General features: G+C 51.3%; 24 protein-coding genes and 1 pseudogene. 10 read left to right on the top strand and 15 right to left on the bottom strand.

The genetic code is table 11. The features are described from left to right. Position 1: 1 nt before the first annotated feature. Together Hfont_RS11625 and Hfont_RS11620 are read right to left on the bottom strand one after the other, a co-directional pair. Entirely contained in the window at positions 2-697 is a 696-nt protein-coding gene (locus Hfont_RS11625) for a DUF4197 domain-containing protein (protein WP_112992583.1), read from the bottom strand. Positions 698-780: 83 nt separating this feature from the next. Next, the gene (locus Hfont_RS11620) at positions 781-1,689 is read right to left on the bottom strand and encodes a DNA ligase (protein WP_342353491.1); all 909 of its coding nucleotides are present in this window, start codon (positions 1,687-1,689) and stop codon (positions 781-783) included. Between the two features lie 192 nt (positions 1,690-1,881). On the opposite strand from Hfont_RS11620, the pseudogene Hfont_RS15325 reads away from it, so the two are divergent. From Hfont_RS15325 to arsH, 6 genes and pseudogenes are all read left to right on the top strand, one after another. Further along, positions 1,882-2,427 (top strand): annotated as a pseudogene (locus tag Hfont_RS15325) (DNA polymerase ligase N-terminal domain-containing protein); the annotation flags it as partial. Then, positions 2,404-3,462 (top strand): non-homologous end-joining DNA ligase, encoded by a 1,059-nt coding sequence (gene ligD / locus Hfont_RS11615; RefSeq protein WP_421800999.1) that lies wholly within the window; start codon positions 2,404-2,406, stop codon positions 3,460-3,462. The pseudogene Hfont_RS15325 and the gene ligD, both read left to right, overlap by 24 nt. A gap of 264 nt (positions 3,463-3,726) precedes the next feature. Beyond that, positions 3,727-4,062, top strand: a complete 336-nt coding sequence (locus Hfont_RS11610; RefSeq protein WP_112992580.1) for an ArsR/SmtB family transcription factor — start codon at positions 3,727-3,729, stop codon at positions 4,060-4,062. A 38-nt stretch (positions 4,063-4,100) separates the two neighbouring features. After that, positions 4,101-4,613, top strand: coding sequence for an arsenate reductase ArsC (locus Hfont_RS11605; RefSeq protein ID WP_112992579.1), 513 nt, complete (start codon positions 4,101-4,103; stop codon positions 4,611-4,613). 55 nt (positions 4,614-4,668) lie between these two features. Next, positions 4,669-5,688: an ACR3 family arsenite efflux transporter gene (arsB, locus tag Hfont_RS11600; RefSeq protein WP_206604474.1), complete on the top strand. Its 1,020-nt coding sequence runs from the start codon at positions 4,669-4,671 to the stop codon at positions 5,686-5,688. Between the two features lie 13 nt (positions 5,689-5,701). Continuing rightward, positions 5,702-6,421 carry an arsenical resistance protein ArsH gene (gene arsH / locus Hfont_RS11595; RefSeq protein ID WP_112992577.1) on the top strand — a complete coding sequence of 240 codons (720 nt, stop codon included), beginning with the start codon at positions 5,702-5,704 and terminating at the stop codon, positions 6,419-6,421. Between the two features lie 88 nt (positions 6,422-6,509). On the opposite strand, the gene Hfont_RS11590 is transcribed toward arsH, so the two are convergent. From Hfont_RS11590 to Hfont_RS11570, 5 genes are all read right to left on the bottom strand, one after another. Further along, a complete protein-coding gene (locus Hfont_RS11590) occupies positions 6,510-7,955 on the bottom strand; it encodes an efflux transporter outer membrane subunit (protein WP_112992576.1) in 1,446 nt (481 codons plus the stop codon). 2 nt (positions 7,956-7,957) lie between these two features. Further along, on the bottom strand, positions 7,958-11,173 hold the full coding sequence (locus tag Hfont_RS11585) for an efflux RND transporter permease subunit (RefSeq protein ID WP_112992575.1): 3,216 nt from the start codon (positions 11,171-11,173) through the stop codon (positions 7,958-7,960). An 82-nt stretch (positions 11,174-11,255) separates the two neighbouring features. Then, positions 11,256-12,482, bottom strand: a complete 1,227-nt coding sequence (locus Hfont_RS11580) for an efflux RND transporter periplasmic adaptor subunit (protein WP_112992574.1) — start codon at positions 12,480-12,482, stop codon at positions 11,256-11,258. Between the two features lie 82 nt (positions 12,483-12,564). Beyond that, positions 12,565-13,383, bottom strand: a complete 819-nt coding sequence (locus Hfont_RS11575; RefSeq protein ID WP_112992573.1) for an alpha/beta hydrolase — start codon at positions 13,381-13,383, stop codon at positions 12,565-12,567. 1 nt (position 13,384) lies between these two features. After that, on the bottom strand, positions 13,385-13,591 hold the full coding sequence (locus tag Hfont_RS11570; protein WP_112992572.1) for a hypothetical protein: 207 nt from the start codon (positions 13,589-13,591) through the stop codon (positions 13,385-13,387). Positions 13,592-13,868: 277 nt separating this feature from the next. Here Hfont_RS11570 and Hfont_RS11565 point away from each other — a divergent pair, with 277 nt between their 5' ends. Next, entirely contained in the window at positions 13,869-14,513 is a 645-nt protein-coding gene (locus Hfont_RS11565) for a TetR/AcrR family transcriptional regulator (protein WP_112992571.1), read from the top strand. Between the two features lie 76 nt (positions 14,514-14,589). Here Hfont_RS11565 and Hfont_RS11560 read toward each other — a convergent pair whose 3' ends face one another. Then, positions 14,590-15,225, bottom strand: coding sequence for a glutathione S-transferase family protein (locus Hfont_RS11560; protein WP_112992570.1), 636 nt, complete (start codon positions 15,223-15,225; stop codon positions 14,590-14,592). A 148-nt stretch (positions 15,226-15,373) separates the two neighbouring features. On the opposite strand from Hfont_RS11560, the gene Hfont_RS11555 reads away from it, so the two are divergent. Then, positions 15,374-16,291, top strand: a complete 918-nt coding sequence (locus Hfont_RS11555) for a LysR family transcriptional regulator (RefSeq protein WP_112992569.1) — start codon at positions 15,374-15,376, stop codon at positions 16,289-16,291. A 112-nt stretch (positions 16,292-16,403) separates the two neighbouring features. On the opposite strand, the gene Hfont_RS11550 is transcribed toward Hfont_RS11555, so the two are convergent. The 3 genes from Hfont_RS11550 to Hfont_RS11540 form a co-directional block, all read right to left on the bottom strand. Then, positions 16,404-16,709: a TFIIB-type zinc ribbon-containing protein gene (locus tag Hfont_RS11550; RefSeq protein WP_112992568.1), complete on the bottom strand. Its 306-nt coding sequence runs from the start codon at positions 16,707-16,709 to the stop codon at positions 16,404-16,406. A 134-nt stretch (positions 16,710-16,843) separates the two neighbouring features. Next, positions 16,844-17,443 carry a DUF924 family protein gene (locus tag Hfont_RS11545; protein WP_112992567.1) on the bottom strand — a complete coding sequence of 200 codons (600 nt, stop codon included), beginning with the start codon at positions 17,441-17,443 and terminating at the stop codon, positions 16,844-16,846. 78 nt (positions 17,444-17,521) lie between these two features. Continuing rightward, a complete protein-coding gene (locus tag Hfont_RS11540) occupies positions 17,522-17,710 on the bottom strand; it encodes a YjfB family protein (RefSeq protein ID WP_112992566.1) in 189 nt (62 codons plus the stop codon). A 311-nt stretch (positions 17,711-18,021) separates the two neighbouring features. Here Hfont_RS11540 and cls point away from each other — a divergent pair, with 311 nt between their 5' ends. Both cls and Hfont_RS11530 read left to right on the top strand, forming a co-directional pair. Continuing rightward, the gene (cls, locus tag Hfont_RS11535; protein ID WP_112992565.1) at positions 18,022-19,413 is read left to right on the top strand and encodes a cardiolipin synthase; all 1,392 of its coding nucleotides are present in this window, start codon (positions 18,022-18,024) and stop codon (positions 19,411-19,413) included. 200 nt (positions 19,414-19,613) lie between these two features. Further along, positions 19,614-21,125 (top strand): sensor domain-containing diguanylate cyclase, encoded by a 1,512-nt coding sequence (locus Hfont_RS11530; protein WP_112992564.1) that lies wholly within the window; start codon positions 19,614-19,616, stop codon positions 21,123-21,125. Positions 21,126-21,280: 155 nt separating this feature from the next. On the opposite strand, the gene Hfont_RS11525 is transcribed toward Hfont_RS11530, so the two are convergent. From Hfont_RS11525 to Hfont_RS11510, 4 genes are read right to left on the bottom strand one after another with little or no spacing between them, the layout of a single operon-like run. Further along, positions 21,281-21,982 carry an ABC transporter ATP-binding protein gene (locus Hfont_RS11525; protein ID WP_112992563.1) on the bottom strand — a complete coding sequence of 234 codons (702 nt, stop codon included), beginning with the start codon at positions 21,980-21,982 and terminating at the stop codon, positions 21,281-21,283. Then, the gene (locus tag Hfont_RS11520) at positions 21,979-22,782 is read right to left on the bottom strand and encodes an ABC transporter ATP-binding protein (RefSeq protein WP_112992562.1); all 804 of its coding nucleotides are present in this window, start codon (positions 22,780-22,782) and stop codon (positions 21,979-21,981) included. The genes Hfont_RS11525 and Hfont_RS11520 overlap by 4 nt, the downstream gene beginning before the upstream one ends. Continuing rightward, entirely contained in the window at positions 22,779-24,047 is a 1,269-nt protein-coding gene (locus tag Hfont_RS11515) for a branched-chain amino acid ABC transporter permease (protein WP_112992561.1), read from the bottom strand. Before Hfont_RS11515 ends, Hfont_RS11520 begins: the two co-directional genes overlap by 4 nt. A 3-nt stretch (positions 24,048-24,050) precedes the next feature. After that, positions 24,051-24,998 carry a branched-chain amino acid ABC transporter permease gene (locus tag Hfont_RS11510; RefSeq protein ID WP_112992722.1) on the bottom strand — a complete coding sequence of 316 codons (948 nt, stop codon included), beginning with the start codon at positions 24,996-24,998 and terminating at the stop codon, positions 24,051-24,053. Positions 24,999-25,024: the final 26 nt, after the last annotated feature.

Here is a 25,024-nt window from a genome sequence, read left to right as displayed (position 1 = left end):
TTTATTTCATCGCCCCAAACACCTTGCCCAGAATTGCGCTGCCGCTGCCTACCGGATCAGCGCGTATCGCCTTTTCTTCTTCGGCAATGATCGTGTACAAACCATCCAGTGCGCGTTGTGTGACATAACTTTCCACCGTTGCTTCTTCTTTCGATACCAGACCGCTGGCGCTGGCCTTGCCCATCACCGCATTGTATTGGGATGACAAGCCGTTCCCATCTGTGATTTTTTTCACGACCGGCAAGAATTTTGCGCTCAAAGGTGTAGCCGTTTTTTGGCGGAAGAAATCCGTTACCGAGGTTTCACCACCAGTCAGGATATTCTTCGCGTCGCTTACCGACATCGACTTCACAGCATCCAGCAACATAGGCTTGGCCAGTGCGACAGCCGATTCGGCAGCGTGATTCATCGATACCTGTAATTCATCGATTCTCTTGCCTTGACCAGTCATGCGTAACAAGGGCATCGCTTTTTCTATCGATGCCGGCATACCGATTTTCACCTTCTCGTTATTCAGAAAACCGTTTTCAACGCCAAGCTTGGCGACAGCGATGGTTGCGCCTTTTTCCAGCGCTGCCTTGACGCCGCTCGTCGCATCCTTGTTGCTGACATCAGCCAGCGACAAAGCCCAGGCGAACGATGCGGCACACATCAACGAACCGGCAATAACCGATTTGGAAAAATGGGGAATAAACATGATGTCTCCTTGGTGGACGAGTGTTGTTGAAGTTCTGCCTGGCAAATCAGTATATCCATAGCAGCAGAATTTATCCGCTGAAATTACAAATCTTCGCGCACACGCAAAAAACTCGCAAAGCGCGGAATGCCGCTGTCATTCACGCCACGAAAACGATACGTCACCAGACTACCCAACATAGGCGGCTGCGCGCGTTGCGCATCACTGAATCCGGTCCCGAGTTTGAAGCGCTGCCCGTTCGGCATCTCGACCAGCAAGGCACCGAGGCGACCGGCATGTTTCCCCTTGCCGTCGATATGGGCAATCACGCGTGCTTCGGCATCATCGTGCAACTTGAGTTTCAACAAGTCGTCATTGCGTTCTGCGCGGTAGTACGATGCACCGCGGTGCAGCATCAAACCTTCGCCGCCTTCCTTTGTCACCGTGCTGAGCATTTTCTGCAAGCTGCGATGATCACTCACCCTGCTTTGCTTCACCGATTGAACCCATGGCAATCCAATTGCCGCAACGGTAGTTTGCAGTATCGGCAATCGCTGATCAAAAGTGCCGGCGTGCGCAGGTAAATCAAACACCATGAAACGCATTTTTCGCCACGCGATATCATCCGGCACTTGCCGCCGTGCAGTCGATACTGCATCGGAAAATCCTCCGCGCCCTGCCCATAATTCGCCGTCCAGTGCAGTCTCCGGCCAGCCGGCTACAAACCATGCAGGCACCGCAATCGCTTCCCCGCCACGGGTCCACAGTGTCTTGCCATCCCAGTAAGCGCGTATGCCATCATATTTTTCGCTTACCCAATACGCGTGCAAATCAATGTCGGCGTGATACACATTGGCCAGCATGACGGGAGCGCGCCTGGACGCATTATCGTCAAGTGCAAAGACGGGTTCCTGCATGCAACAAGATGCAATAAGCGCGATCAGAAACAGTCGAACAATGCGTATGGGAAATAGTTTTTCAGTGCGCATTGCATGCTCCGGGTGCGGGTTCATTCCAATGAAAGACAGGCGGCTGTATCAACTATGTATTTTCGCTTTTCATGATACGTGGATGACAGGCAACCGCTATCCCATATACACAGGATAAAGTGCGTACAACGCGCATCGTTTCCGCATTTATTTGCGAAACGATAGTCGGGTAGGCGTAGCATCAAGTATCAATCGCTTTTTTATAGGGCGTCGATCATGGCCTCCCACCCTCTCAAGACTTATCAGGGAAAACGCGACTTCAGCGTGACGCCGGAACCAGCCGCAGGTGGCGTGGCGCATCCAGCAGCACGTTCCTTCGTCATCCAGAAACACTGGGCCACTCAACTGCACTATGACTTCCGGCTGGAACTCGATGGCACGATGAAAAGCTGGGCCATTCCCAAGGGGCCGAGCCTGGATTCCAAAGACAGGCGGCTGGCGGTACATGTCGAAGATCATCCGATTTCCTACAACAGTTTTGAAGGACGCATACCGGAAAACCAGTATGGTGCCGGCGAAGTCATCATCTGGGATAGAGGGACCTGGATACCTGACGGCGACCCGCACCAGGGCTATCGCGACGGTCATCTGCAATTCGCGCTGTATGGCCACAAGCTGCACGGAAAATGGGTATTGATACGCATGAAAGGAAAAGGCGAAAAAAAAGAGACATGGTTGCTGATCAAGGAAAAGGACCAGTATGTGCGTCCGGCTGCCGAATTCAGCATCGTCGATGCCATGCCGGATAGCGTGGCCGATCTGGATTGCGAAGATGTCCCGGCCCGGCCCAATATGACGGCAGACGGTAGCGATGATGTTGATCGCCCTGGTCGCACATCAGCTGCCGCCGACACGCCCGCGGCAATGGCGTCGAGTCCTCAGTCGGACGTGGGGGCGAGGCCTGTGCTGTACAACAAGGTCCATGTCAGTCATCCGGATCGTGTCGTGGATGCAGACACCGGCATGAAGAAGATCGATCTGATTCGCTATTACTCGCTGGTCGCCCCTTTCATGATGCCTCACCTCAAGGACAGGCCGGTATCCGTCGTACGCGCGCCGCTCGGTATAGACGGCGAATTGTTTTTCCAAAAACATTTGGACGCACCCATGGAAGGCATCGCCTTGCTCGACCGGTCACTCGATCCGGAACATGCATCGCTGATAGAAATCGTCGACCCCATGGGCCTGCTGTCGGCAGCCCAAATCAACGTGATCGAATTCCATACCTGGAACAGCAGGAAAACCGCAATCAACACACCTGACCGCATGACCTTCGACCTGGATCCCGGCGCCGGCGTAGCGTGGGAAATGACGCAGGAAGCAACCTTGCTGATGTGCTCACTGCTGGAGCAACTGGGCTTGCCGCCATTCGTCAAAACCAGCGGCGGCAAAGGCATGCACATCGTGGTTCCGCTGCAGCCGCTGCATGACTGGAAAACCGTCAGGGATATCTCCCATGCCATCGTGCTTCACGCAGCCGCCATCTACCCCATGCATTTTGTCGCCAAAAGCGGCGCGCAAAATCGCATTGGAAAAATCTACATCGATTACTTGCGCAATGGTTTCGGTGCCACCACGGTCGCCGCCTGGTCAGTGCGTGCGCGTCCCGGACTCGCTGTATCGGTACCGGTCTCGCGCGACGAAATCGCACAGTTGCATGGCAGCGCACATTGGACTATCGCCACTATCCGGACGCGACTGGAACAAGGCAATACGCCGTGGAATGACTACAGCAAGTCGGCACAAAACCTGGCTCCTGTGATGCAGCTGCTCGCGACGCGGCAAGGCACTCAATAATGCGCCGGCTAATGCGCCGGACTTGCGACCGCAATCCCACCCTGCTGCATACGCAATGAAAAAATGCATCGTCTAATGCATCACTTAATGCAGCAACTAATGCATCAACTAATGCATCGTCAAATGCAGTGAAATTCGACGCTATCGTGCAGAATCCAGCGGATATCCATGCTCCACATGACGATATGGCGCACCCATAAAACGAGAATGCTTGTTTTTTTCCGTCATTTCAATAATAATTGAAACATTGAATAAAGGATCTGTATGGATACCAAAGCCACTATCGTCGCCCTGGCGGCACTCGCACAAGAATCACGCCTCGCTGTCTTTCGCCTGCTGATACAACTTGGTCCGGAAGGAATGGCCGCCACCAAAATCGGTGCGCAACTGGGCATCGCGCCCTCGTCCATGTCTTTCCACTTGAAAGAACTGGCGCATGCCGACCTGATCACGGCGAGGCAAGAAGGCCGCTACGTCATTTACTCAGCCAACTTCAGCACCATGAATGCGGTGATCGGTTTTCTTACTGAAAACTGTTGCGGCGGCAACGTCTGCACTCCCGTCGTTGCCTGCTGTACTCCAGAAGAAACAGTCTCCTAGCTATATCGCTCAACCATACATCCCACAAAGGAAGCAACATGACTACGCAACAGAATGACAAGACGTACAACGTACTTTTCCTCTGCACCGGTAATTCTGCACGCAGCATCATGGCTGAAGCCATGTTGAACACGATAGGCAACGGGCACTTCCGTGCCTATAGCGCCGGCAGCCATCCCGGCGGCACGGTCAATCCATTCGCGATAGAACAAATCAAAACGACTGGCTACGCTGCGGACAATTTGCGCAGCAAAAGCTGGGATGAATATGCAGCAGCGGACGCGCCTAAGATGGATTTCATCATTACTGTTTGCGATAACGCCGCCGGCGAAGTCTGTCCGATATGGCCAGGTCAGCCCGTTTCTGCACATTGGGGTTTTGAAGATCCGGCAGCGGCTACCGGCACCGAAGATGAAAAACGTGCCGTGTTTTCCAAAATTGCCAAGCAGATTTACAGCCGCATCAATCTGCTGAACAATTTGCCTATCGCTACGCTGGAAAAAACTGCGATCAAGCGCGAGATGGATGCCATCGGTTCACGCCCTCACTGATTGAGTCTCCATGTCTAGCCTATGCAAAGCCGCCGATACGCGGACAGACACATCCATGAATAACTTCGAACGCTATCTGAGTGTGTGGGTAGGTTTGTGCATCATCGCCGGAATTTTTCTTGGGCAGGCATTTCCGATTACGGTACAAGCCGTAGGCGCACTCGAAATCGCCCAGGTCAATCTGCCGGTCGGCGTGCTGATTTGGCTGATGATTATTCCTATGCTGATCAAGATCGATTTTGCGGCATGGAAGCAAATCAAAGGGCATGCACGCGGCATGGGCGTCACCCTGTTTATCAACTGGGCAGTCAAACCATTTTCTATGGCTTTCCTGGGTTGGCTTTTTATCCGGCATTGGTTTGCACCGTATCTGCCAGCCGATCAACTGGATTCTTATGTCGCCGGCTTGATACTGTTGGCTGCCGCCCCCTGCACTGCGATGGTCTTTGTCTGGAGCCGCCTCACCGGCGGCGATCCCTACTTCACGCTATCGCAAGTTGCTATCAATGACTTGATCATGGTCTTTGCATTCGCACCTTTGGTTGCATTGTTGCTGGGTGTATCGAGCATCAACGTGCCATGGGCCACGCTAGCGACATCGGTGCTTCTCTACATTGTCGTTCCACTGTTGCTTGCTCAAGTTTGGCGCAAACATCTTTTACGTCGGGGACAAGCCGGCTTTGATAAGGTAATGGAACGGATACAACCGTGGTCGATTAGCGCTTTGCTACTCATGTTGGTTTTGCTGTTTGCATTCCAGGGCAATGCCATCATCGAACAACCTCTGATCATTGCCCTGCTCGCCGTGCCTATCCTGATACAGGTATTTTTTAATTCTGCCCTGGCGTATTGGTTGAACAAAGTCGTCGGCGAAAAACATTCTGTCGCCTGCCCTTCAGCATTGATAGGTGCATCCAATTTCTTCGAGCTTGCAGTTGCTGCAGCCATCAGCCTGTTCGGCTTTAAATCTGGCGCTGCATTGGCAACGGTAGTCGGCGTATTGATTGAAGTTCCCGTCATGCTGCTGATCGTAGGTATCGTGAACCGGTCAAAAAACTGGTACGAAGCAAAATAATTTCAACATTCTCATGACAGATCCTCTCTCTGATTTACCGGCGATTTCGAACGAACATTTTCGCGTTCCAACTGCAGAGCATTTAGCATGCGTTGCAAAAACTCATGCGCCAAGATTTCTATTGTTGTACGGTTCTCTGCGTGAACGTTCCTATAGTCGATTGCTTACTATGGAAGCCGCACGCCTGCTGGAAGCAATGGGTGGCGAAGTCGAAATATTTGATCCGCATGGCCTACCCTTGCCTGACAGTGCGCCCGATGATCATCCCAAAGTACAGGAACTGCGTGATCTGGCAGCATGGGCCGAAGGCATGGTCTGGTGTTCGCCGGAACGTCACGGTGCGATGACCGGCATCATGAAGGCGCAAATCGACTGGCTCCCATTAGCCATCGGTGCGGTCCGTCCTACGCAAGGCAAAACATTGGCCGTGATGGAAGTTTCCGGCGGCTCACAATCATTCAATGCTGTGAATCAAATGCGCATACTCGGCCGCTGGATGCGCATGATCACGATCCCCAACCAGTCGTCGGTTGCAAAGGCTTTTCTGGAATTCGATGAAGATGGTCGGATGAAACCATCTCCTTATTACGATCGCGTGGTCGATGTCATGGAAGAACTTTTTAAATTCACTTTGCTGACGCGTAATGCATCATCGTATTTGGTAGACCGCTACAGTGAACGCAAGGAAAGCGCGGAAGCATTGAGCAAACGCGTCAATCAAAAAAGTATTTGAAAAGCACCACTCAAGCTAATTAAGCGCACATAAAAAAACACCGACAGAGTCATCGATTCTGTCGGTGTTTTTATTTGATAACTTCCTTTTACTGTTGCTGCGCCAGCGGCGGTACATCTTTCTGCACTGGCGACTCCCAGCCACCGCCCAATGCACGGATCAAGCCCACCGATGCCACTGCACGTTGACCTGCACTGCGTACGCGTGAGCGTTGCGACGATAGATTGGAACGTTGTGCATCGATCACTTCAAAGTAACTGGCCGAACCATTGCGATAACGCGAATCTGCCAGGCGCGCAGCGAGTTGCGCCGATTTGATTGCCTGCTCTTCGAACACCATTTGTCTATCCAAGGTACGCAACGCACTCAGGTTATCTTCGACATCGCGGAAACCAACCAATACTTGCTGACGATAATTGGCAACCATACCTTCGTAGTTAGCATCGGCGCGTGCCAGATTGGATTTGTTGCGACCGCCATCAAACAATGGCATAGACAACATGGTGCCAACTACAGGTCCCAGCATCCAGCTACGGCTAGACCATTTGAACAAGTCACGCAATTCGTTGGACTCGTAACCGGCAGAACCGGTCAACAGCAACTTCGGAAAGAAGGCTGCCTTGGCCGCACCGATACGTGCACTGGATGCGGCAAGTTGACGCTGCGCCTGTGCAATATCCGGTCTGCGTTCCAGCAGATCGGATGGCAAGCCAGCCGGTACTGTCACGATAGGTGCGTTGAACGGAGCGACGACCAAAGTAAATTCAGCTGGTGCTTTGCCCAGCAGAATCGCCAATGCATGATCACTGCGTGCGCGTTCACGGTTGACGCCTTCCAGCTCGGCGCTGGTGGTAGCCCATTCGGTTTTTGCCTGCGCTACATCCAGCTCGCTGGTGTCGCCTGCATTAAAACGACGCTGTGCCAGATCCAGTGCCTCCTGACGCAAGTCTATGGTTTTTTGCAGAACATCGATTTCCGAATCAAGTGAACGTATCGTGAAATACAGTTGCGCGACATCCGATTGCAATGCGAGCAGAACGGAACGATACGCAGCCTCCTGCCCTTCTGCATCCAGTCGTGCAGCACGACTGGAGTCGGACAAGCGACCGAACAAATCGACTTCGTACGAGAACGACAAAGGTGCACGATAAGTGGTTGATGTTGTTTGTGCATTCCCAACGCGAGTCGGACCTACGCCGACATCAACCTGCACACCGCGATCAGCATCGACTACACCGGCAGCAGCACGCGCATCTTTTACGCGCGCCAGTGCCATTGCCAGATTTGGATTCGAGGTCGTCGCTTCAACGATCAGGTTACCCAGATCGTTATCGCCATACACCTTCCACCAGGCACCACGATCTGTATTGTCGGCTGGCGTAGCAACTTTCCATGCGCCATCCAGCTGTTCGGACTTTTCGCGATATTGCGTAGGCAAATCGAGTTTCACCTGATCCGGCGGTTTCGCCGTAGAGCAACCTGCGAGTACCAGTGCCGCGACCAAAGCAGTAAGAGTTAAATTAAATTTTTTCATGATCAACCCTCGTAATTGTGCTGAGTGTCCAACGCGACAGGAGCCGAATGAGCCACGTAGGCCTCGCCTTCCGGTTCCTTCTTGCGGGTGAATTTCTTCTCCAGCGTACGCAGCAACACGTAAAAGATAGGCGTCAGGAACAGACCGAATGCAGTTACACCAATCATGCCGGAGAACACCGCAACACCCATCGCATGACGCATTTCTGCACCAGCACCGGAAGACAGAATCAGTGGCACTACACCAGCGATAAACGCAATCGATGTCATCAGAATAGGACGCAGACGCAAACGTGCTGCTTCAATTGCTGCTGCATAGGTTTCACGTCCCTGATGTTCAAGTTCACGAGCGAACTCGACAATCAAAATCGCATTCTTGCAGGCTAGCCCCACCAACACGATCAAACTGATCTGCGTAAAGATGTTGTTGTCGCCACCGGTCAACCAGACACCGAAGATGGCAGACAGCAAGCCCATAGGCACGATCAACAAGACGGCGAGCGGCAAAGCCAGACTTTCATATTGCGCAGCAAGTACGAAGAACACCAGCAACATTGCCAACGGCAAGATGATGAACAAGGTATCGCCGGCAATCTTGTCCTGATACGTGATCTCGGTCCATTCATAGCTGATGCCACGCGGCAGTGTTTCTGCCAATAGACGCTCAACCACAGCTTGCGCCTGACCTGTACTGTAACCAGGTGCAGGTCCACCGTTGACGTCCGCTGCCGGGAAACCGTTGTAACGGATGAATTGATCAGGGCCGTAGCTCTGCGTCATTTTCAATACCGATGACAGCGGCACCATTTCGCCATTCTTGTTACGTGCTTTCAACAAACCGACATCTTCAGCATGGGCACGGAACGGTGCATCTGCCTGTACACGTACCTGGAAAGTCCGACCGAATTTGTTGAAGTCATTGACGTACAGCGAGCCCAGATAAACCTGCAAGGTATCGAATACAGCCGGTACCGACAAACCAAGTTGCTGTGCACGAGTACGATCCAGATCGGCATACAGTTGCGGTACGTTGATCTGATAGCTGGAGAACATGCCAGCCAGTTCAGGGGCCTGGTAAGCCTTGGCCAAAAACGCTTTCAATGCATCGTTCAATGCTTCCTTGCCCAATGCGCCCCTATCCTGAATCTGCAGCTTGAAGCCACCGATGGTACCCAGACCCTGCACCGGCGGTGGCGGGAACATTGCAATGTATGCACCTTGAATGCCGGACATTTGCTGATTCAAACTTTGCGCAATCGCCGGGCCACTCAACTCTTTGCTCTTGCGTTCTTCAAACGGTTTGAGCGACATGAAAACGATGCCTGAACTAGGGCTGTTGACGAAGCCATTGATAGACAGGCCAGGGAAAGCCACTGCCGATTCAACGCCCGGTGTCTTCATGCCGATTTCGGACATTTGACGGATCACGTCTTCCGTACGATCCAGCGAAGCGGCATCCGGCAATTGTGCAAAACCAACCAGATACTGCTTGTCCTGGCCAGGAATGAAGCCGGCCGGTACATGATGGAACAGGAACATCGTCGCACCTATCAACACTGCATACACTGCCAGCGATGCCGATTTGCGTTTCAACACACCGGTAACGCCGGTGCCGTATTTTTCCGAACCGCGATGGAAGACTTTATTAAAGCGTGTGAAGAACCAGCCGAATAGACGATCGATCAACAACTGGAATTTGTCTTTCGGCGCGCCGTGGCTTTTCAGCAGCAAGGCAGCCAATGCAGGCGACAAGGTCAGCGAGTTGAAAGCCGAGATCACGGTCGAAATCGCAATTGTCAAAGCGAACTGTTTGAAGAACTGACCAGTCAAACCGCTGACAAATGCGAGCGGAATAAATACAGCCGACAAAGTCAGCGCAATCGCCACAATCGGGCCGGACACTTCACGCATCGCCTTGTAAGTCGCTTCACGCGCGGTGAGTCCGTCTTCAATATTCCGCTCGACATTCTCGACCACCACAATCGCATCATCGACGACGATACCGATTGCCAGCACGAGCCCGAACAGACTGAGCGCATTGATCGAAAAGCCGAGTCCCATCATCACCGCGAACGTACCGATCACCGACACCGGCACCGCCAGCAAGGGAATGATCGATGCGCGCCATGTTTGCAGGAAGATGATCACGACGATCACGACCAGCAGAATCGCTTCCAGCAAGGTATGCACAACCGCTTCAATCGACGCCCGTACGAACTGGGTCGGATCGTAAACGATGCTGTAGTCGACGCCTTCCGGCATGTCCTTTTTCAACTCGGCCATCGTCTTGCGGACGTTGTTAGAAATATCCAGCGCATTGGAACCTGGCGACTGGAAAATAGGAATCGCTACCGCAGACTTGTTGTTCAGCAAAGAACGCAATGCATATTCGCTGGCACCCAGTTCCACACGTGCCACATCGCGCAAGCGTGTGACCACACCATCAGGCGAGGTGCGGATAACGATATCGCGGAACTCGTCTTCGGTCGTCAAACGACCTTGTGCATTCACAGAGATTTGATAATCGACACCCGGTACGGATGGCGATGCACCTATCACACCGGCAGCGACATTGACGTTCTGCTCGCGAATCGCCTCAACCACATCATTGGCCGACAAGCCGCGTTCGGCAACCTTGCGCGGATCCAGCCAGACGCGCATCGAGTAATCACCCGAACCGAACAGTTGCACTGCGCCTATGCCTGGCAAGCGCGCCAAACGATCTTTCACATTCAGCACGGCATAGTTACGCAGGTAGGCCATGTCGTATCTATCGTTAGGCGACACCAAATGGACCACCATCGTCAGATCAGGCGAACTCTTGGTCGTCGTCACGCCGAGTCGCTGTACGACATCGGGCAAACGAGGCAATGCCTGATTCACACGGTTCTGCACCAGTTGTTGCGCCTGATCCGGCGACACACCCAGTTTGAAAGTAACCGTCAATGTCATCAAGCCATCGGACGTTGCTTGCGATTGCATGTACAACATACCTTCGACGCCGTTGATCTGCTCTTCAATCGGCGTGGAAACGGTTTCCGCGATGGTTTGCGGATTGGCACCGGGGAAGTTGGCCTTGACCACGACCGATGGGGGAACGACTTCCGGATACTCGGAAATCGGCAGACTGACCATCGAGATCAAACCACCGATCAGGATGATGGCCGACAGCACGCCGGCAAAGATGGGGCGATCGATAAAAAATCGAGAGATATTCATTTCAGTTTCTTCTTTTTAAATGTGGATAGTGAAGTCAGCTTGGAAATTCAACTTGATGGTTTAAATCAAATTGAATTTCGATTTAGTTGACTGCACTCGAAGCCGCCTGCCCTGCCGACTTGCCTGTATTGGCGCTCGCAACACGCGCATCCATCTTCACGACTTCCGGTGCGACGGTGTCATTCGGACGTATCCGTTGCAGACCGTTCACGACAATTCGCTCATCCAGTTTCAAGCCGCTGCGAACCACGCGCAAACCTTCCACCATAGGGCCCAAAGTCACCGGACGATAAACCGCCTTGTTATCCGCACCGACCACCATCACGAACTTCTTGTCCTGGTCGGTACCGACTGCCTTGTCATCGATCAGCAATGCATTCTTTGCATTGGAGTCGCCGGTACGTACGCGTGCGTACATGCCTGGCGTCAGCGTGCCGTCTTCATTTGCGAACACGGCGCGCACGCGTATCGTGCCGGAGCTGTTGTCGATGCGATTGTCAAAGGACTTCACATGACCTTGACGCGGATAACCTTCTTCACTGGTCAGACCGATGGAAACCGGGACGCGATTCACACCGCTGTTGCCGACCGTGCCGTTGCCTGCATAACGAATATAAGTAGGTTCGTCGACTTCAAAATTGACGTAGACCGGCGATACCGAAACCAGTGTCGTCAATGTCGGTGCGGTTGGTCCGGTTGCCACCAGATTGCCGACTGTGATCTCGGCACGCGAGACGCGGCCGCTAACTGGCGCCGTGATTTCGGTGTATTGCAGATTCAAACGTGCGGTCAGTACTGCAGCATCTGCAGCTTTCAGATTGGCATCAGCTTCGTGCAATGCATTTTCGCGTTGGTCCAGCTCACGTTGCGCAACTGCACGGTCTTCCAGCAAACGACGGGTACGATCCAGTTCTGTTTTTGACAATGTCAAACGGGCCTGCGCGCCTGCGCGTGCAGCTTCGGCACGCGCCAGTTCAGCCTTGTATGGACGTGGATCGATGGTGAACAGCAATGCGCCTTTTTTCACCAACTGACCATCCTGAAAATGCACAGCGTCGATGGTGCCGGATATGCGCGGACGAATTTCAACCCGTTCTATCGCCTCCACCCTGCCGGAAAAATCGTCCCATTCAGTAACAGAGCGTTCGATGACACTCGCAACCGTAACTGGTGTCGCTGCCGGTGCAGCAGGTGCAGATTTTTCTGCATGGCCGGTCAACGATACGGTAGCGACACCAATGACTAATAGGACGCCGACTGCAATCGCAATCGCGCTACGAGAAAACCGTGGTGTGGTGGAGGTTTGCATTTTTTATTCACCTGAAAAATTAAGTAAGCGTAAATAAGGATGTTTGTGAAAGATGAAAAGGCTTTTGCCAAAAAGTGCCGGATCAGGCTGGATCCTGAATAAATTGCTTAATCGTTGAAATGACGGATGAAAAACTTGCGTGAGTCGGATCGACCAGTTGTCCGCTTTCTGCAGCAAAGCGACGAACCTGTACCGGTACGCCGGCGGCGATCAAACTTGATGCGTACTGCTCGGCTTCATCGCGCAAGGCATCGTTCTGTGCGGTGATTACCAATGCCGGAACCAAACCACTGAGACGACGCGATTGCGCAGGCGCCGCATACGGGTGCAAGGCGTCACTTGTCGAAGGCAGGTATGCAGCCCAACCTTCCTGACACACGCATTTACCAAGTGCCTTCATGGATTTGGTCGATTGGGTAGGATCCAGCATAGGTGTGATCAAAATCTGACCTTTGAGGCAGATGCCGCGTGTGGTTGGTGTCAATCTGTCGCGTGCAATCATCGCAACTGCCGCGGCCAGATTGCCGCCTGCCTGATCGCCAGCCACCATCACGCGCGTGCCGTCAGCGCCTAATCCGTCTGCATGGTCGTATGCCCATTGCAAGGCTTCGAATGCAACTTCGGTGATATCGAGAAAGGAATCATCGCCGGCAAGTGGATAATCCACGGCGACAACGACTGCTTTTTCCGACAATGCGCTGGCAATGCCATCAGCATCTTCCACCGCACCGCAAGTGAAGAAGCCACCGTGGAAGTAAACGACGAGCGGCAACAATTCAGCTGTTCTGCTTTTTCCACCGTTTTTGCCAAATACGCGCAAACCGATTTCGCGCGATTCTGCCGACGTCTTGAACGAAGTGGTCAAAGGATCAAACGCTGAACTTGTGCCGGTCGAACTCATCTCAGCGATGCTCCACCGAAGTCGATTGTGCAAAAGAACCGACCGAAGTTGCGCTGGCCCACATTGCACCGCCGGTCAGTGCACCGTCGTAAATCGCATCCTGGAAAGCACCGTTTTGCAGTGCAACAGAGATCACCAATGTGCTTGCGGCAACAGCAGTGGCTTGGTATAAGTGACGCGAAATACGCCGAGAAATTTGATTTTTCATTTTGTTGCTCCCGTAAAACTTGATTCGATGGAAGGAGTATATGAATCCATCAATCAAAGATAAATACTGATATTTATGAAGAACTATCTATAATTTCTGGACAGTCGATCATATTTGACGCAAAAATTGATGACCTTCAATCATCTTTTTAATAAATACACTCTGGGAAATGACGCCTTGTCATGCAAACGTCATATTTAATAGCGATCGCTATGAATTAAGTTTGTGACTTTATAGCGCTTGTTTTCAGGTGTCAAGAGGTTTACTATCGATCACTATGGAAATAGAAAATAAATCCGAAAAACCACGTAAAAAGACTGGCCGACCGCTTTCATTCGATCGCGAAGTTGCGCTCGAACGCGCGATGCTGGTGTTTTGGCGTTACGGTTATGAAGCTGCTTCGCTGCAGGAATTGACGTCGGCGATGGGAATTACGCCGCCGAGTTTGTATGCTGCATTCGGTGACAAGGAAAAGCTCTTTCTGGAAGCGGTAGAACGTTATTCAACCAAGAGTTGCGACGCGTTGCAGTGCCTGTTCAATCAGGCACCGACTGCGCGCGATGCGATTGAACGTCTGTTGCAAAGCAGTGCTGTAGATAACACTTGTCCGAGTCATCCGCCCGGTTGTCTGGTCGTAACCGCTGCCACCAACTGCTCTGCTTCATCCGAACATGTGCAGAGCGCGATGACCGAGCGTCGCGATAATGTGGAAACCCTGATCACGACAAGAATAGAAAGGGGAATTGCCGAAGGCGAATTGCATCCGGATACAGATGCCGGTGCGCTTGCAAGTTTTTATACAACAGTGATTCAAGGCATGTCGACGCAAGCGCGAGATAGCGGTGGTAATCGTGACAAGCTGCTGGCGATCGCCGCGACTGCAATGCGTGCATGGCCAATATACAAGCAGATCGCTAGCTAATTCGCTGAACGAAATTCTCGTAGAAAAACAAAAACGCTCGATAAAGATATCGAGCGTTTTTTATTTCAGTCTCGCTTTAAAGCTTGGGAATTGTCATCCCTCTTTTCACTGCTGGGCGCTCACCTACAGTTTGCAACCAGCGATGCACAGATGGTTTGGTCGCCAGGCTTTCCGCCAGCACGTCTTTCAAGGTAATCGTTGCTGCGATGGTCCACGGGTAACACGCAATATCCGCAATCGTATAGTCGTCACCAGCCAGATAAGTACTGCTGGCAAGCTGCTTGTCCATCACCGTCAGCAGCCGATCCGACTCTTCGACAAAACGATCAATTGCCAGCGGTGATTTATCTTTGGAGCGCACGCCAAAGAATCCGAGCTGACCCAGCATCGGACCCAGTCCACCGATCTGCCAATGCAACCATTCCAGTGCCTTATAGCGTGCACGACCGGAAGGAGCCAAAAAACGCCCATGCTTTTCTGCCAGATAAGTCAGGATCGCACCGCTCTCGAAAATCGGCAGCGGACCGCCTTCTGCATCTTCATCCACGATAGCGGGAATCTTGTTGTTCGGCGCAATCGCCAAAAAGGATGGTGCGAACTGCTCATCCTTGCCGATATTGACCGCACGTACCTGATAAGGCACACCGAGTTCTTCCAGCATGATTGCCGGTTTGCGCCCGTTCGGCGTGGTCCACGTATAGAGAGTAATCATGCAGTTTCCTGTTGAGTAAAATGAGATTGCATTTGATGGCAACTTAAAAAGATCTCGTGACGCAGCGCGTAAGGTCCCTGCTTTCAAAGAAGCGTGAGAATAAATACACTAGAATCACAACAACTTTAATCGATAACGGAAAAACGCGATGGATCGCTTCGACACAATGCTGGCCTTTACCCGCGTGGTTGAACTAACGAGCTTCACCAAAGCTGCAGTCTCATTGAATTTGCCGAAGGCGACCGTATCTGCACAAGTCATCGCATTGGAAAAACGCTTGCGCGTCAAACTGTTGAACCGCACCACGCGCCACGTCAGCGTCACGCCGGAAGGCGCAGGCTATTACGAGCGCGCGATACGTTTGTTGGGTGAACTGGAAGAAACCGAAGCCGCTGTCAGCCATGCTGCGATGACACCGAAAGGCAGATTACGCGTCGACGTACCCAGTGCAGTCGGTCGTCGCATTCTCGCCCCTGCACTCGCCGAATTCTTTGATCGTTACCCCGAGATCGATCTCGAAATGGGTTGTTCTGACAGACCAGTGGATCTGATCAATGAAGGGATAGATTGCGTGATCCGCGGGGGCGATATCAACGACGAATCGCTGGTGGCACGTCGTCTGGGCGAATTCCGCATGATCACCTATGGAGCGCCCTCCTATCTCGCCAAACACGGCACGCCAAAAGATCTGGAAGAACTGGAGCGCCATCAAGTCGTCAGTTTTTTCTCATCCAAAACCGGCAAGACTTATCCATTCATTTATGAGCAAGGCGAAGTACAGACTACGATCCAGGGTCGCCCACGGGTCGCTATCAACGATTTCGATATATGCGCAGTCGCTGCCTGCTCAGGCATAGGCTTGATACAACTGCCGACGTTTATCGCAACTGAATACACCGCTTCGGGTCAGCTGGTGCCTGTACTTGACGGCTACGTATCTGAAGTGATTCCCGTATGGATTTTGTATCCACCGAATCGACATCTGTCGGCAAAGGTAAGAGCCTTCGCGGAATGGACTGCAGAGTTATTTGCGAAAGCAGAATTCGATACCCAGAACTCTGCTTAATTTCAATTGCATACGAACTTCTAATCGTATTTATAGCAACGTCGCCTAAAGACAGATGGCAGCTATCAGCCAGAAACTGGCTGATAGCGGATTTCATGACCGAGGTATTCCCTCAATCAAAGTCAAACAATTCACCAAGAAATCCACCCTTCTTCTTTTTGTAATGACCTTGTTGCTGATGGTTATGCGTCTGTTGGTTGTGGCCAAATCCCTGCTGCTGATACTGCTGCCCCTGGCTTGGTTCCGCACGGCTCTGTGGACGAGACGGCGCAGAGTCGTCCTCAGTTGATCGCTCAATAATCTTGTCGAGCTCCCCCCTATCCAACCAAACACCGCGGCAGTTAGGGCAGTAATCGATTTCGATGCCCTTTCGATCTGACATCAAAAGTTTTGTATTCTGACAAACTGGACAGTCCATAGCGATCCCTATTAAGTAAATGGCGATCTCTTTGGCAATAGTTATGAATGAAAGTTCATATTGATGGAAGTGATGCTTGGATCGTCTGCTTAGGGTTTGGATTCAAGCGGCCGAAGCAGACAGTCAGCGCTCTGTTAAAACGAAGATCCTGCTGTTTTCAGAAATGAAATTTCTTCTTCAGTCGAAGTTCGCCCCAGGATTTCATTACGATGAGGGAAGCGCCCGAAGCGGGCAATGATGTCGCGATGACGAATCGCAAATTGATGGAAGCCATCGAAGGTGCTTTTCTGCGCAGGTACTACATCGCGCGCAAGCTGCTCGAACAATTGCACTGCGCGTTCCTGATCGTCTATCGATTCAGAATGTTCCAGCGGCAAATAGACAAACACACGCTCTATTGGCCGCAATAGTTGGTCAACACCCTGCTCCAGTGCTTGCAAACTCAATTGCAAGGCGATGTGATCGTATGCAAACGAGTTTGCTGTGCCGCGATACATATTGCGGGGAAATTGATCAGTCAGAAGAATGAGCGCCAGCAATCCGCGCGGAGTAGTTTTCCAGAAGTCCAATGCCCCATCGGCGGCGGCCAATGTAGATTTTTCAAAGCGCTGCACGATGATGTTATCAATCGCAGCGTCCTTGGACCACCAGAGTTTTTTCTTTTGATCGGCAGCCTTGACGTCATCCGCGTCTGTGCCGAACCAGAATTCGTGTATCGCGTCTGCAGTTTCCATTGTCATCCTTGTCTATTTTCTCAAAGAAAAATAGATGCGGACATATGGTCGATTTTGCAACCGTAAAAAGCTTTTTGATCAGGCTTTTGTATTGACGTTATTACCGAGATGAGGAGGAAGCGACACCGTAGGGATAGCCTCAATCAAGGAAAGCGCTGCAGAGCTTTGCGCATCCAGAGCCTTTTTAAAAACAGCAACCGAGATATCCATATCGTTGCGTTGTTGCGCCAGATTTGTCGCCAAATTCGCAATATTGCTTACGTCCATATTCGCCTCTACATGCACCTGAAATGGCGCTTCTTACTTCTTATCGGCCAATGCCCTGAATACTTTAGATCAGAGATGAGAATATCCGTCTGTAAAAATTACAAGGATTCAAAACTAAAGCTACATCGAGAAAAGAAAGTTTGCTTTGAAGCCAACTTTTGAGAGAATTTTCTGTCATATTGATTATCGTCTCTACAGCAATGCGCACTCGCTTCCAAGATGAGATAGATGTTTGCACGCGGACTTGGCTAATGAAGCTTCAATCAAGCCGCTATTGATTTTTTTGAACAATCTAAAATATAAAAATCATCATGCATAATCAATTTCGCGTTCAATTTTTGAAGAACCCTACTCTCGCGGCGCTGTGTCTTTTGATGAGTGCTTGTGCTTCCCTGCCGGATGTTCATTATTTAAAAACATCGTTGGACCCGCAAAATTCTGCCTCCGTGCAAACCGCACAAGGCAACACACTCTCCAAACAAAAAACAGAATCCTTGCTCGCACAAAGACTGCGCAGCGCAAAAGTCGATTTGCCAGAACTGGCCGCACTGGAAGAAGCAGCGACCGGCCGGCCGCTCATCGCCGGCAACAAACTCACTTTGCTTAATGACGGTCCGAAGACGATGGCTGCAATGATGGCCGCGATCAAAAATGCCAAAGACCACATCAACCTGGAAACCTATATTTTTGATCAGGAAGGTCTGGGCGGAGAATTCGCCGATCTGCTGATACAAAAGCAGCGCGAAGGCGTGCAGGTAAATATTATTTACGACAGCATAGGCTCGCTCAGTACGTCTCCGGAATTCTTCCAGAAGCTGCGTGATGCTGGCATCAGCGTCGTCGAATTCAATCCAGTCAATCCATTCAAACGGATGATTTCATGGCGTTTGAATAATCGCGATCATCGCAAAATTCTGGTGGTTGATGGCATGATCGCTTTTACAGGTGGCATCAATATTACGGACGACTATTCCTCAGCCTCGCTGTTCCGCTCGCGCTCAAAAAGTCGCGCAAATCTGGGCTGGCGCGACACGCACATTCAGGTTGAAGGCCCTGCCGTTGCCTCATTTCAATGGCTGTTCATGCAAACATGGGTCAGCCAAAAAGTCGACGACCTGGCTGCAAGAAAATACTTCCCTCCATTAAAGCCCGTAGGCGACAAAATTGTGCGCGTCATCGACAGCGAACCCGACGGTGACTATGAAATATACAAGGCTTACATTCTGGCCATGCAGGAGGCAAAAACATCCATACACATCACCAATTCCTATTTCGTGCCGGATGCACAAATGGTGGACGCACTTACCAAGGCAGCCAAACGTGGTGTCGACGTGAGGATTGTTTTTCCGGGCGTTTCCGATGCCAGCCTGGTGAGGCATGCCGGTCGTTCTTTCTATACACAATTAATGGCCAGCGGCGTACGCATCTTCGAATTGCAGGCATCGGTATTGCACGCCAAGACTGCAGTCATTGATGGTTACTGGTCGACCGTCGGTTCTACCAATCTTGATATGCGTAGTTTTTTGCATAACAGCGAAGTTAATCTGATTGCCATTGATCAGAATTTCGGTGCCGTGATGGAAAGCGCCTTTAATGAAGACTTGAAAAATTCGCTCGAAATCAATCCTGAAAAATGGGAGCAACGTCCGACTTCGGATCGCATCCAAGAGTGGATGGCACGTCGATTGGAATATTGGCTCTAAAATCCGGATGCCAATTCTTGAAGAGAAATGCTTTAATCTGGAAAAAAATAAATAGAAGCGCGCAATAGCGGTGGGATACTCAATGGGACTTAACCGTTGTTGTCGCGCGTTATAATTCTGCACACTTTGTTTTGGCATGAATTTTGACCACTCATACTCCTACCACCCCAACAAAATCAAAACGACTTTCCTTGCAGGGAATGCTCACTGCATTTGTCGTCACCGTTACCTTTTTATTGATCAGCATTCTCACTTGGAATAGCTGGAATGCACGCACGACCACATTAAACGAAACCAAGACAGCCACTGCCAATATGGCGAGAGCGCTGGCGCAACATGGTGAAGACACCATAGGCGGCATCGACAATGTCTTGGTCGGGCTGGTGGAAACACTGGAACAGAATCCATGGGATAGCGAACATCTCGATCGCATGAACATGTTCATGCGCCAACGCGTGGCAGACCTGCCTTTGCTGCATGGTCTTTTTGTCTACGACGACAAGGGTAGATGGATCGTTAACTCGCAAGAAGTCCTGCGTACCGAATTCAATAATTCTGATCGTGAATATTTCATATTCCATCGCGATCATGCCGATCGCGGCCCACATGTTGGACCGCCAGTACGCAGCCGCTCTACCGGCGACTGGATCATTACCGTATCGCGACGATTGGAACATCCTGATGGCAGTTTTTCCGGCGTCGTATTAGCGACAATCAGCATGCAATACTTCCGTTCGTATTACGAAAGCTTTGATATAGGAAAATCCGGTGCAATTTTTCTGGCGACACAAAACGGAACCTTGCTGGTACGTCGCCCCTTCGACGAAAAACTGATAGGCAGCGATGTCAGCAAAGGCTCTATATTTCAGCACTACTCCAAACATGGCCCATCCGGCACAGCTATTTTGGTTTCCAAAATTGACCAGGTAGAACGTATCAGCAGCTATCGTCGTCTTGATCACTACCCGGTCTTGATTTCTGTTGCACTCTCCACGGAAGAAGTGCTGACTGGCTGGCGTGAGGAAACCATACGCTATGTATCAGCCAGCGTTGTCCTCATCGTGTTGCTATGGATAATGGGTTTGCGCCTGATTCATCAAATCACGATACGCGAACGTGCACAAGCTGAATTGCGTATAGCCAGAGATGATCTGGAAAGAATGAACGGTGAGTTGGCAGCTTTAGCCTTGCTGGACGGCTTGACCGGCTTGGCGAATCGCCGACGTTTCGATGCGGCTCTGGATGAAGAATACGTACGTGCCATGCGCAATCGAACACCACTCGCGCTTGTCATGCTGGATGTCGATCACTTCAAAAAATACAACGATCGCTATGGGCATCCACAAGGTGATGAATGCCTGCGATTAGTCAGTCGCGTATTAAAGAAATTACAAAGCAGAACCGGCGATCTGGTTGCCCGTTATGGCGGCGAAGAATTTGCCATTCTGTTACCCGGCACGGATATCGATGGCGCAACCGTGGTCGCCGAACGCACTCGTGCCGCAATACAGGAACTGAACATCGAGCATGCAGAAAATCCAGGATCCATCGTGACCATCAGCGCTGGTGTAACGTCCATTGTGCCGGTGCGCAGCCTGGCAGGAAATTCGGCGCAAGATTTGGTAAGAACCGCAGATCAGGCGCTATATCAGGCAAAAGAATCCGGCCGCAACCGCGTGTGCACTCTGGTCTCCACTGTCTCTGACACCTGACAGCCTGATCCTCAGCAAAACGCATATCGATCAAAACGTTGCTGACAACTTACGACACACTGTTTGCCGCGCAAGTAAAAAAGCAGGCGGCAGGATTCAATTGAACTCTGTCGCCTGCATTGTTTTTTTCGAAAAGTTTTAGTCGACAGCCTTCTTCAAACTGCCAGCCATTCTTTGCGTATTGCCGCATCTGCCTGCAATGCTTGCGGCGTCCCCTCAAAAACAATTTTTCCGTGTCCCATCACGTAGACGCGTTGAGAGATCTTCAACGCGATATCGAGCTTTTGTTCTATCAACAAAACCGATACGCCACGCTGTACCAACTCTTTTAAAAATTCCGCAACCACCGCGACGATTTGCGGTGCCAAGCCTTCAGTCGGTTCATCGATCATGATCAGATCAGGATCACCGATCAAGCTGCGACATAAGGCCAGCATTTGTTGTTCGCCACCGGACAGCACACCGGCGGCGACATCCTGGCGGGCTTTCAGATACGGGAACAAACGATACATATCGTCGGCATGCCAGCGCGACTGGCCTGTTCGTTTTTCACCCAACAACAGATTCTGCGCAACCGTCAAAGTAGGAAAAACATCGCGACTTTCTGCTACATACGCCAAACCTTTTTGCGCAAGTTCAAATGTCTTCAAACCCAGGCACTCATCGCCTTTGAATTTCAGCGAACCAGTCGCTTCGACCATGCCCATTACAGCCTTGACGGTAGTTGAACGTCCTACGCCATTACGTCCGAGCAGACTAACTATCTCGCCCTGATTCACTACCAGATCGACGCCGTGCAGCACATGGCTTTTGCCATAGTAGGCATGCAGATTATTGATTTGGAGCAGCGCACTCATACAACTTCTTCGCTGAGTGTTGAACCGCCAAGATAAGCTTGTTGTACTTGTTGGTTATTGCGAATTTCTGCCGGTGTGTCGCACGCGATGATCTCGCCATAAACCAGTACGGCAACACGATCTGCCAGATCGAAGACGACGCTCATGTCGTGCTCAACCATCAGCAGCGTTTTGCCAACGGTGACCTTGCGTATCAGTTCAACCGCCGCTTCGGCTTCAGAGCGGCTCATGCCGGCCGTCGGTTCATCCAGCAGGATAACGCTGGTACCGCCCGCTATCGTGATACCGATCTCCAGCGCGCGCTGCTCTGCGTAAGTCAGCAAACCCGCTTCTATGTTTCGCCTTGCTTGCAAACCGATTTCTTCCAGTACTTTCTCGCTGCGTTCATTCGCATCTTTCAAAGCACTCAAGCGATGCCAGAACGAATATCGATACCCTAACGACCACAGCACCGCACAGCGCAAATTCTCAAACACGCTTAAACGATGGAAAATGTTCGTGATTTGGAAACTGCGCGATAGCCCGAGCCGGTTAATCTGATGGGACTTGCGACCGGCAATGCTAGTACCGTTCAACAAGATATCGCCGCTACTTAGAGGAAAACGGCCGGAAATCAAATTGAACAAGGTGGATTTTCCGGCACCGTTCGGACCGATCAAGGCATAGCGCTGTCCTTGCGCTATCTGCAAGTTGGCACCGCGGATGATCTCCGTTTTACCGAAACTCTTGCGTACGTCGATGAGTTCAATTGCCGGCACCGTGGAAGCAGCAGATGACAGTGTGGGTACAAGCACACTCATACACGCACCTGTTTTTCTTCATCCAGAAGTTCTGGATTGGCAAGCTGCCATGCATGTAAAAGTCTTTTTCTAGAATTGATCCCGCCAACTAAACCTATGCACAGCAATGTCGTTGCGAATAGCCAGCAATAAACCTGCGCAGTATCAACAGCAAAACCGAACAACTGCATGCCACTGCCATTCGCCGCATTCAAGGTCAGGTGATACAGCATCTCTACCATCATCACAAAACCTGTCGTCATCAACAATCCTGCGAACAGAGTCAAACCAAGCTGTGGCAACACATATCTGATTTTCCCGCTGCGAATCAGAGCAGGAATTTGCATGATCAAACCCGCAATTCCACCAGGCGCATACATGACGATCAACAAAAAGAATACGCCGAAGTAAAGTTGCCACGCGCTGCTAAAGTCGGACAGCATGACCGTCAGAAACACACCGAGAATAGCGCCTATGAGCGGGCCGAAGAAAAAACCGGCCCCGCCGATAACGGTAAACAACAAGATGGCGCCGGATCGCAAGGCACTTACATTTTCTGCGCTGACGATTTCAAAATTGAGCGCCGTCAAACCACCGGAAATCCCTGCAAAAAATGCAGAAAACATCAAGACCAGATAGCGCACCCATTGCGGATCGTAGCCTATGAATTCTGCACGTTCAGGATTGTCCCGTACCGCATTGATAATGCGACCCAGTGGTGTCTGCGTGAATGCAAACATCGCGATCGTGCAGATAAAAAGCCAGAACGCAATTAGGTAATACACCTGTATCTGTGGCCCGTAACTGATGCCGAAGAAAGCTTCACCAATCACCCGATTCGTTGAAATACCGCCTTCGCCACCGAAAAATTTAGGAAACATCAGCGAACAGGCAAACACCAATTCCACAATTCCTAGCGTGATCATTGCAAACGTCGTGCCGGATTTTTTTGTCGTCACATAACCAAACAATGCGCCGAAAAATAAGCCAGCAACACCACCTACCAATGGAATCAAGGTAACCGGTATCGCGACACTCCCGGCCGCGGCAAGATTAAGTGCATGGATAGCGCAGAATGCACCCAGCCCAGAATACACCGCATGTCCGAACGACAGCATGCCACCCTGACCCAGCAGCATGTTGTACGACAATGCGAGAATGATGAAGGTGCCCATCTGACACAGTAAGGACAGCGAGGCGCCTTTATTGAAAATCAAAGGTGCGATCAGCAAAGTCAAGGCAAAACCACCCCATACGATCCAGCGGCCAAAATTGAAGTTTTGCATGAGTTAGCCTTCTCTCGTGCCCAACAAGCCTTTCGGCCTGAAGATCAAGATAAGTACCAGCAACAGGTAAGGCAAGATTGGTGCAAGTTGAGAAATCGTCAGCTTCAGCGCGCCATACGCGAATGCGCCTTCGTCTACATGAATACCAAGCATCGCCAACATGCTCAACATTGAAAAATCCAGCGCAACCGCGAAGGTCTGCAACACACCGATCAACAAGGATGCCAGCAAAGCACCTGTCAACGAACCCATGCCACCGACGACGACGACGACAAAAATGATGCTGCCAAGTGCATGTGCCATATTCGGTTCGGTCACGAAGGCATTACCACCTATCACGCCAGCCAGGCCAGCCAGCGCGCAACCGCCACCGAATACCCACATGAAGACGCGCGGCACATTGTGACCAAGCGCTTCTACCATCTGCGGATGCGTCAATGCTGCCTGGATCACCAAACCTATGCGGGTGCGCGTCAGCACGAGATAGATAGCGCACAACATCAATAACGCAATCAACATCATGAAGGCGCGATAGATTGGGAAAGTCGTGGTGTAGAGCGTGAACAGCGAACCCTGCAGTTCCGCAGGAATGACATAGGGCACGGCAACGCGGCCCCACAACAATTGCACCAGTTCGACGATGACGTAGGACAGGCCGTAGGTAAACAGCAATTCGGGGATCTGGCCATATTTGTGTACCTTGCGCAGACCATAGCGTTCAACCAGCGCGCCTAGCAATCCTACTGCCAACGGTGCCAACACCAGCGCAGGCCAGAAACCGATGGCGGTACTAATGCTATATGCGAAATACGCACCTATCATATAGAAGCTGGCATGCGCAAAATTCAGCACACCCATCATGCTGAAAATAAGCGTCAATCCGGATGACAGCATGAACAGCAGCAAGCCGTAGCTCAATCCGTTCAGCAATGAGATCAGCGTGAATTCCAAGAAACCGGTTTCCCTGTTTGATTGCA

This window comes from Herminiimonas fonticola (genome assembly GCF_003293745.1).
GTDB classification, from domain to species: domain Bacteria; phylum Pseudomonadota; class Gammaproteobacteria; order Burkholderiales; family Burkholderiaceae_D; genus Oxalicibacterium; species Oxalicibacterium fonticola.
This window is presented reverse-complemented; position numbering and strand designations above follow the sequence as displayed.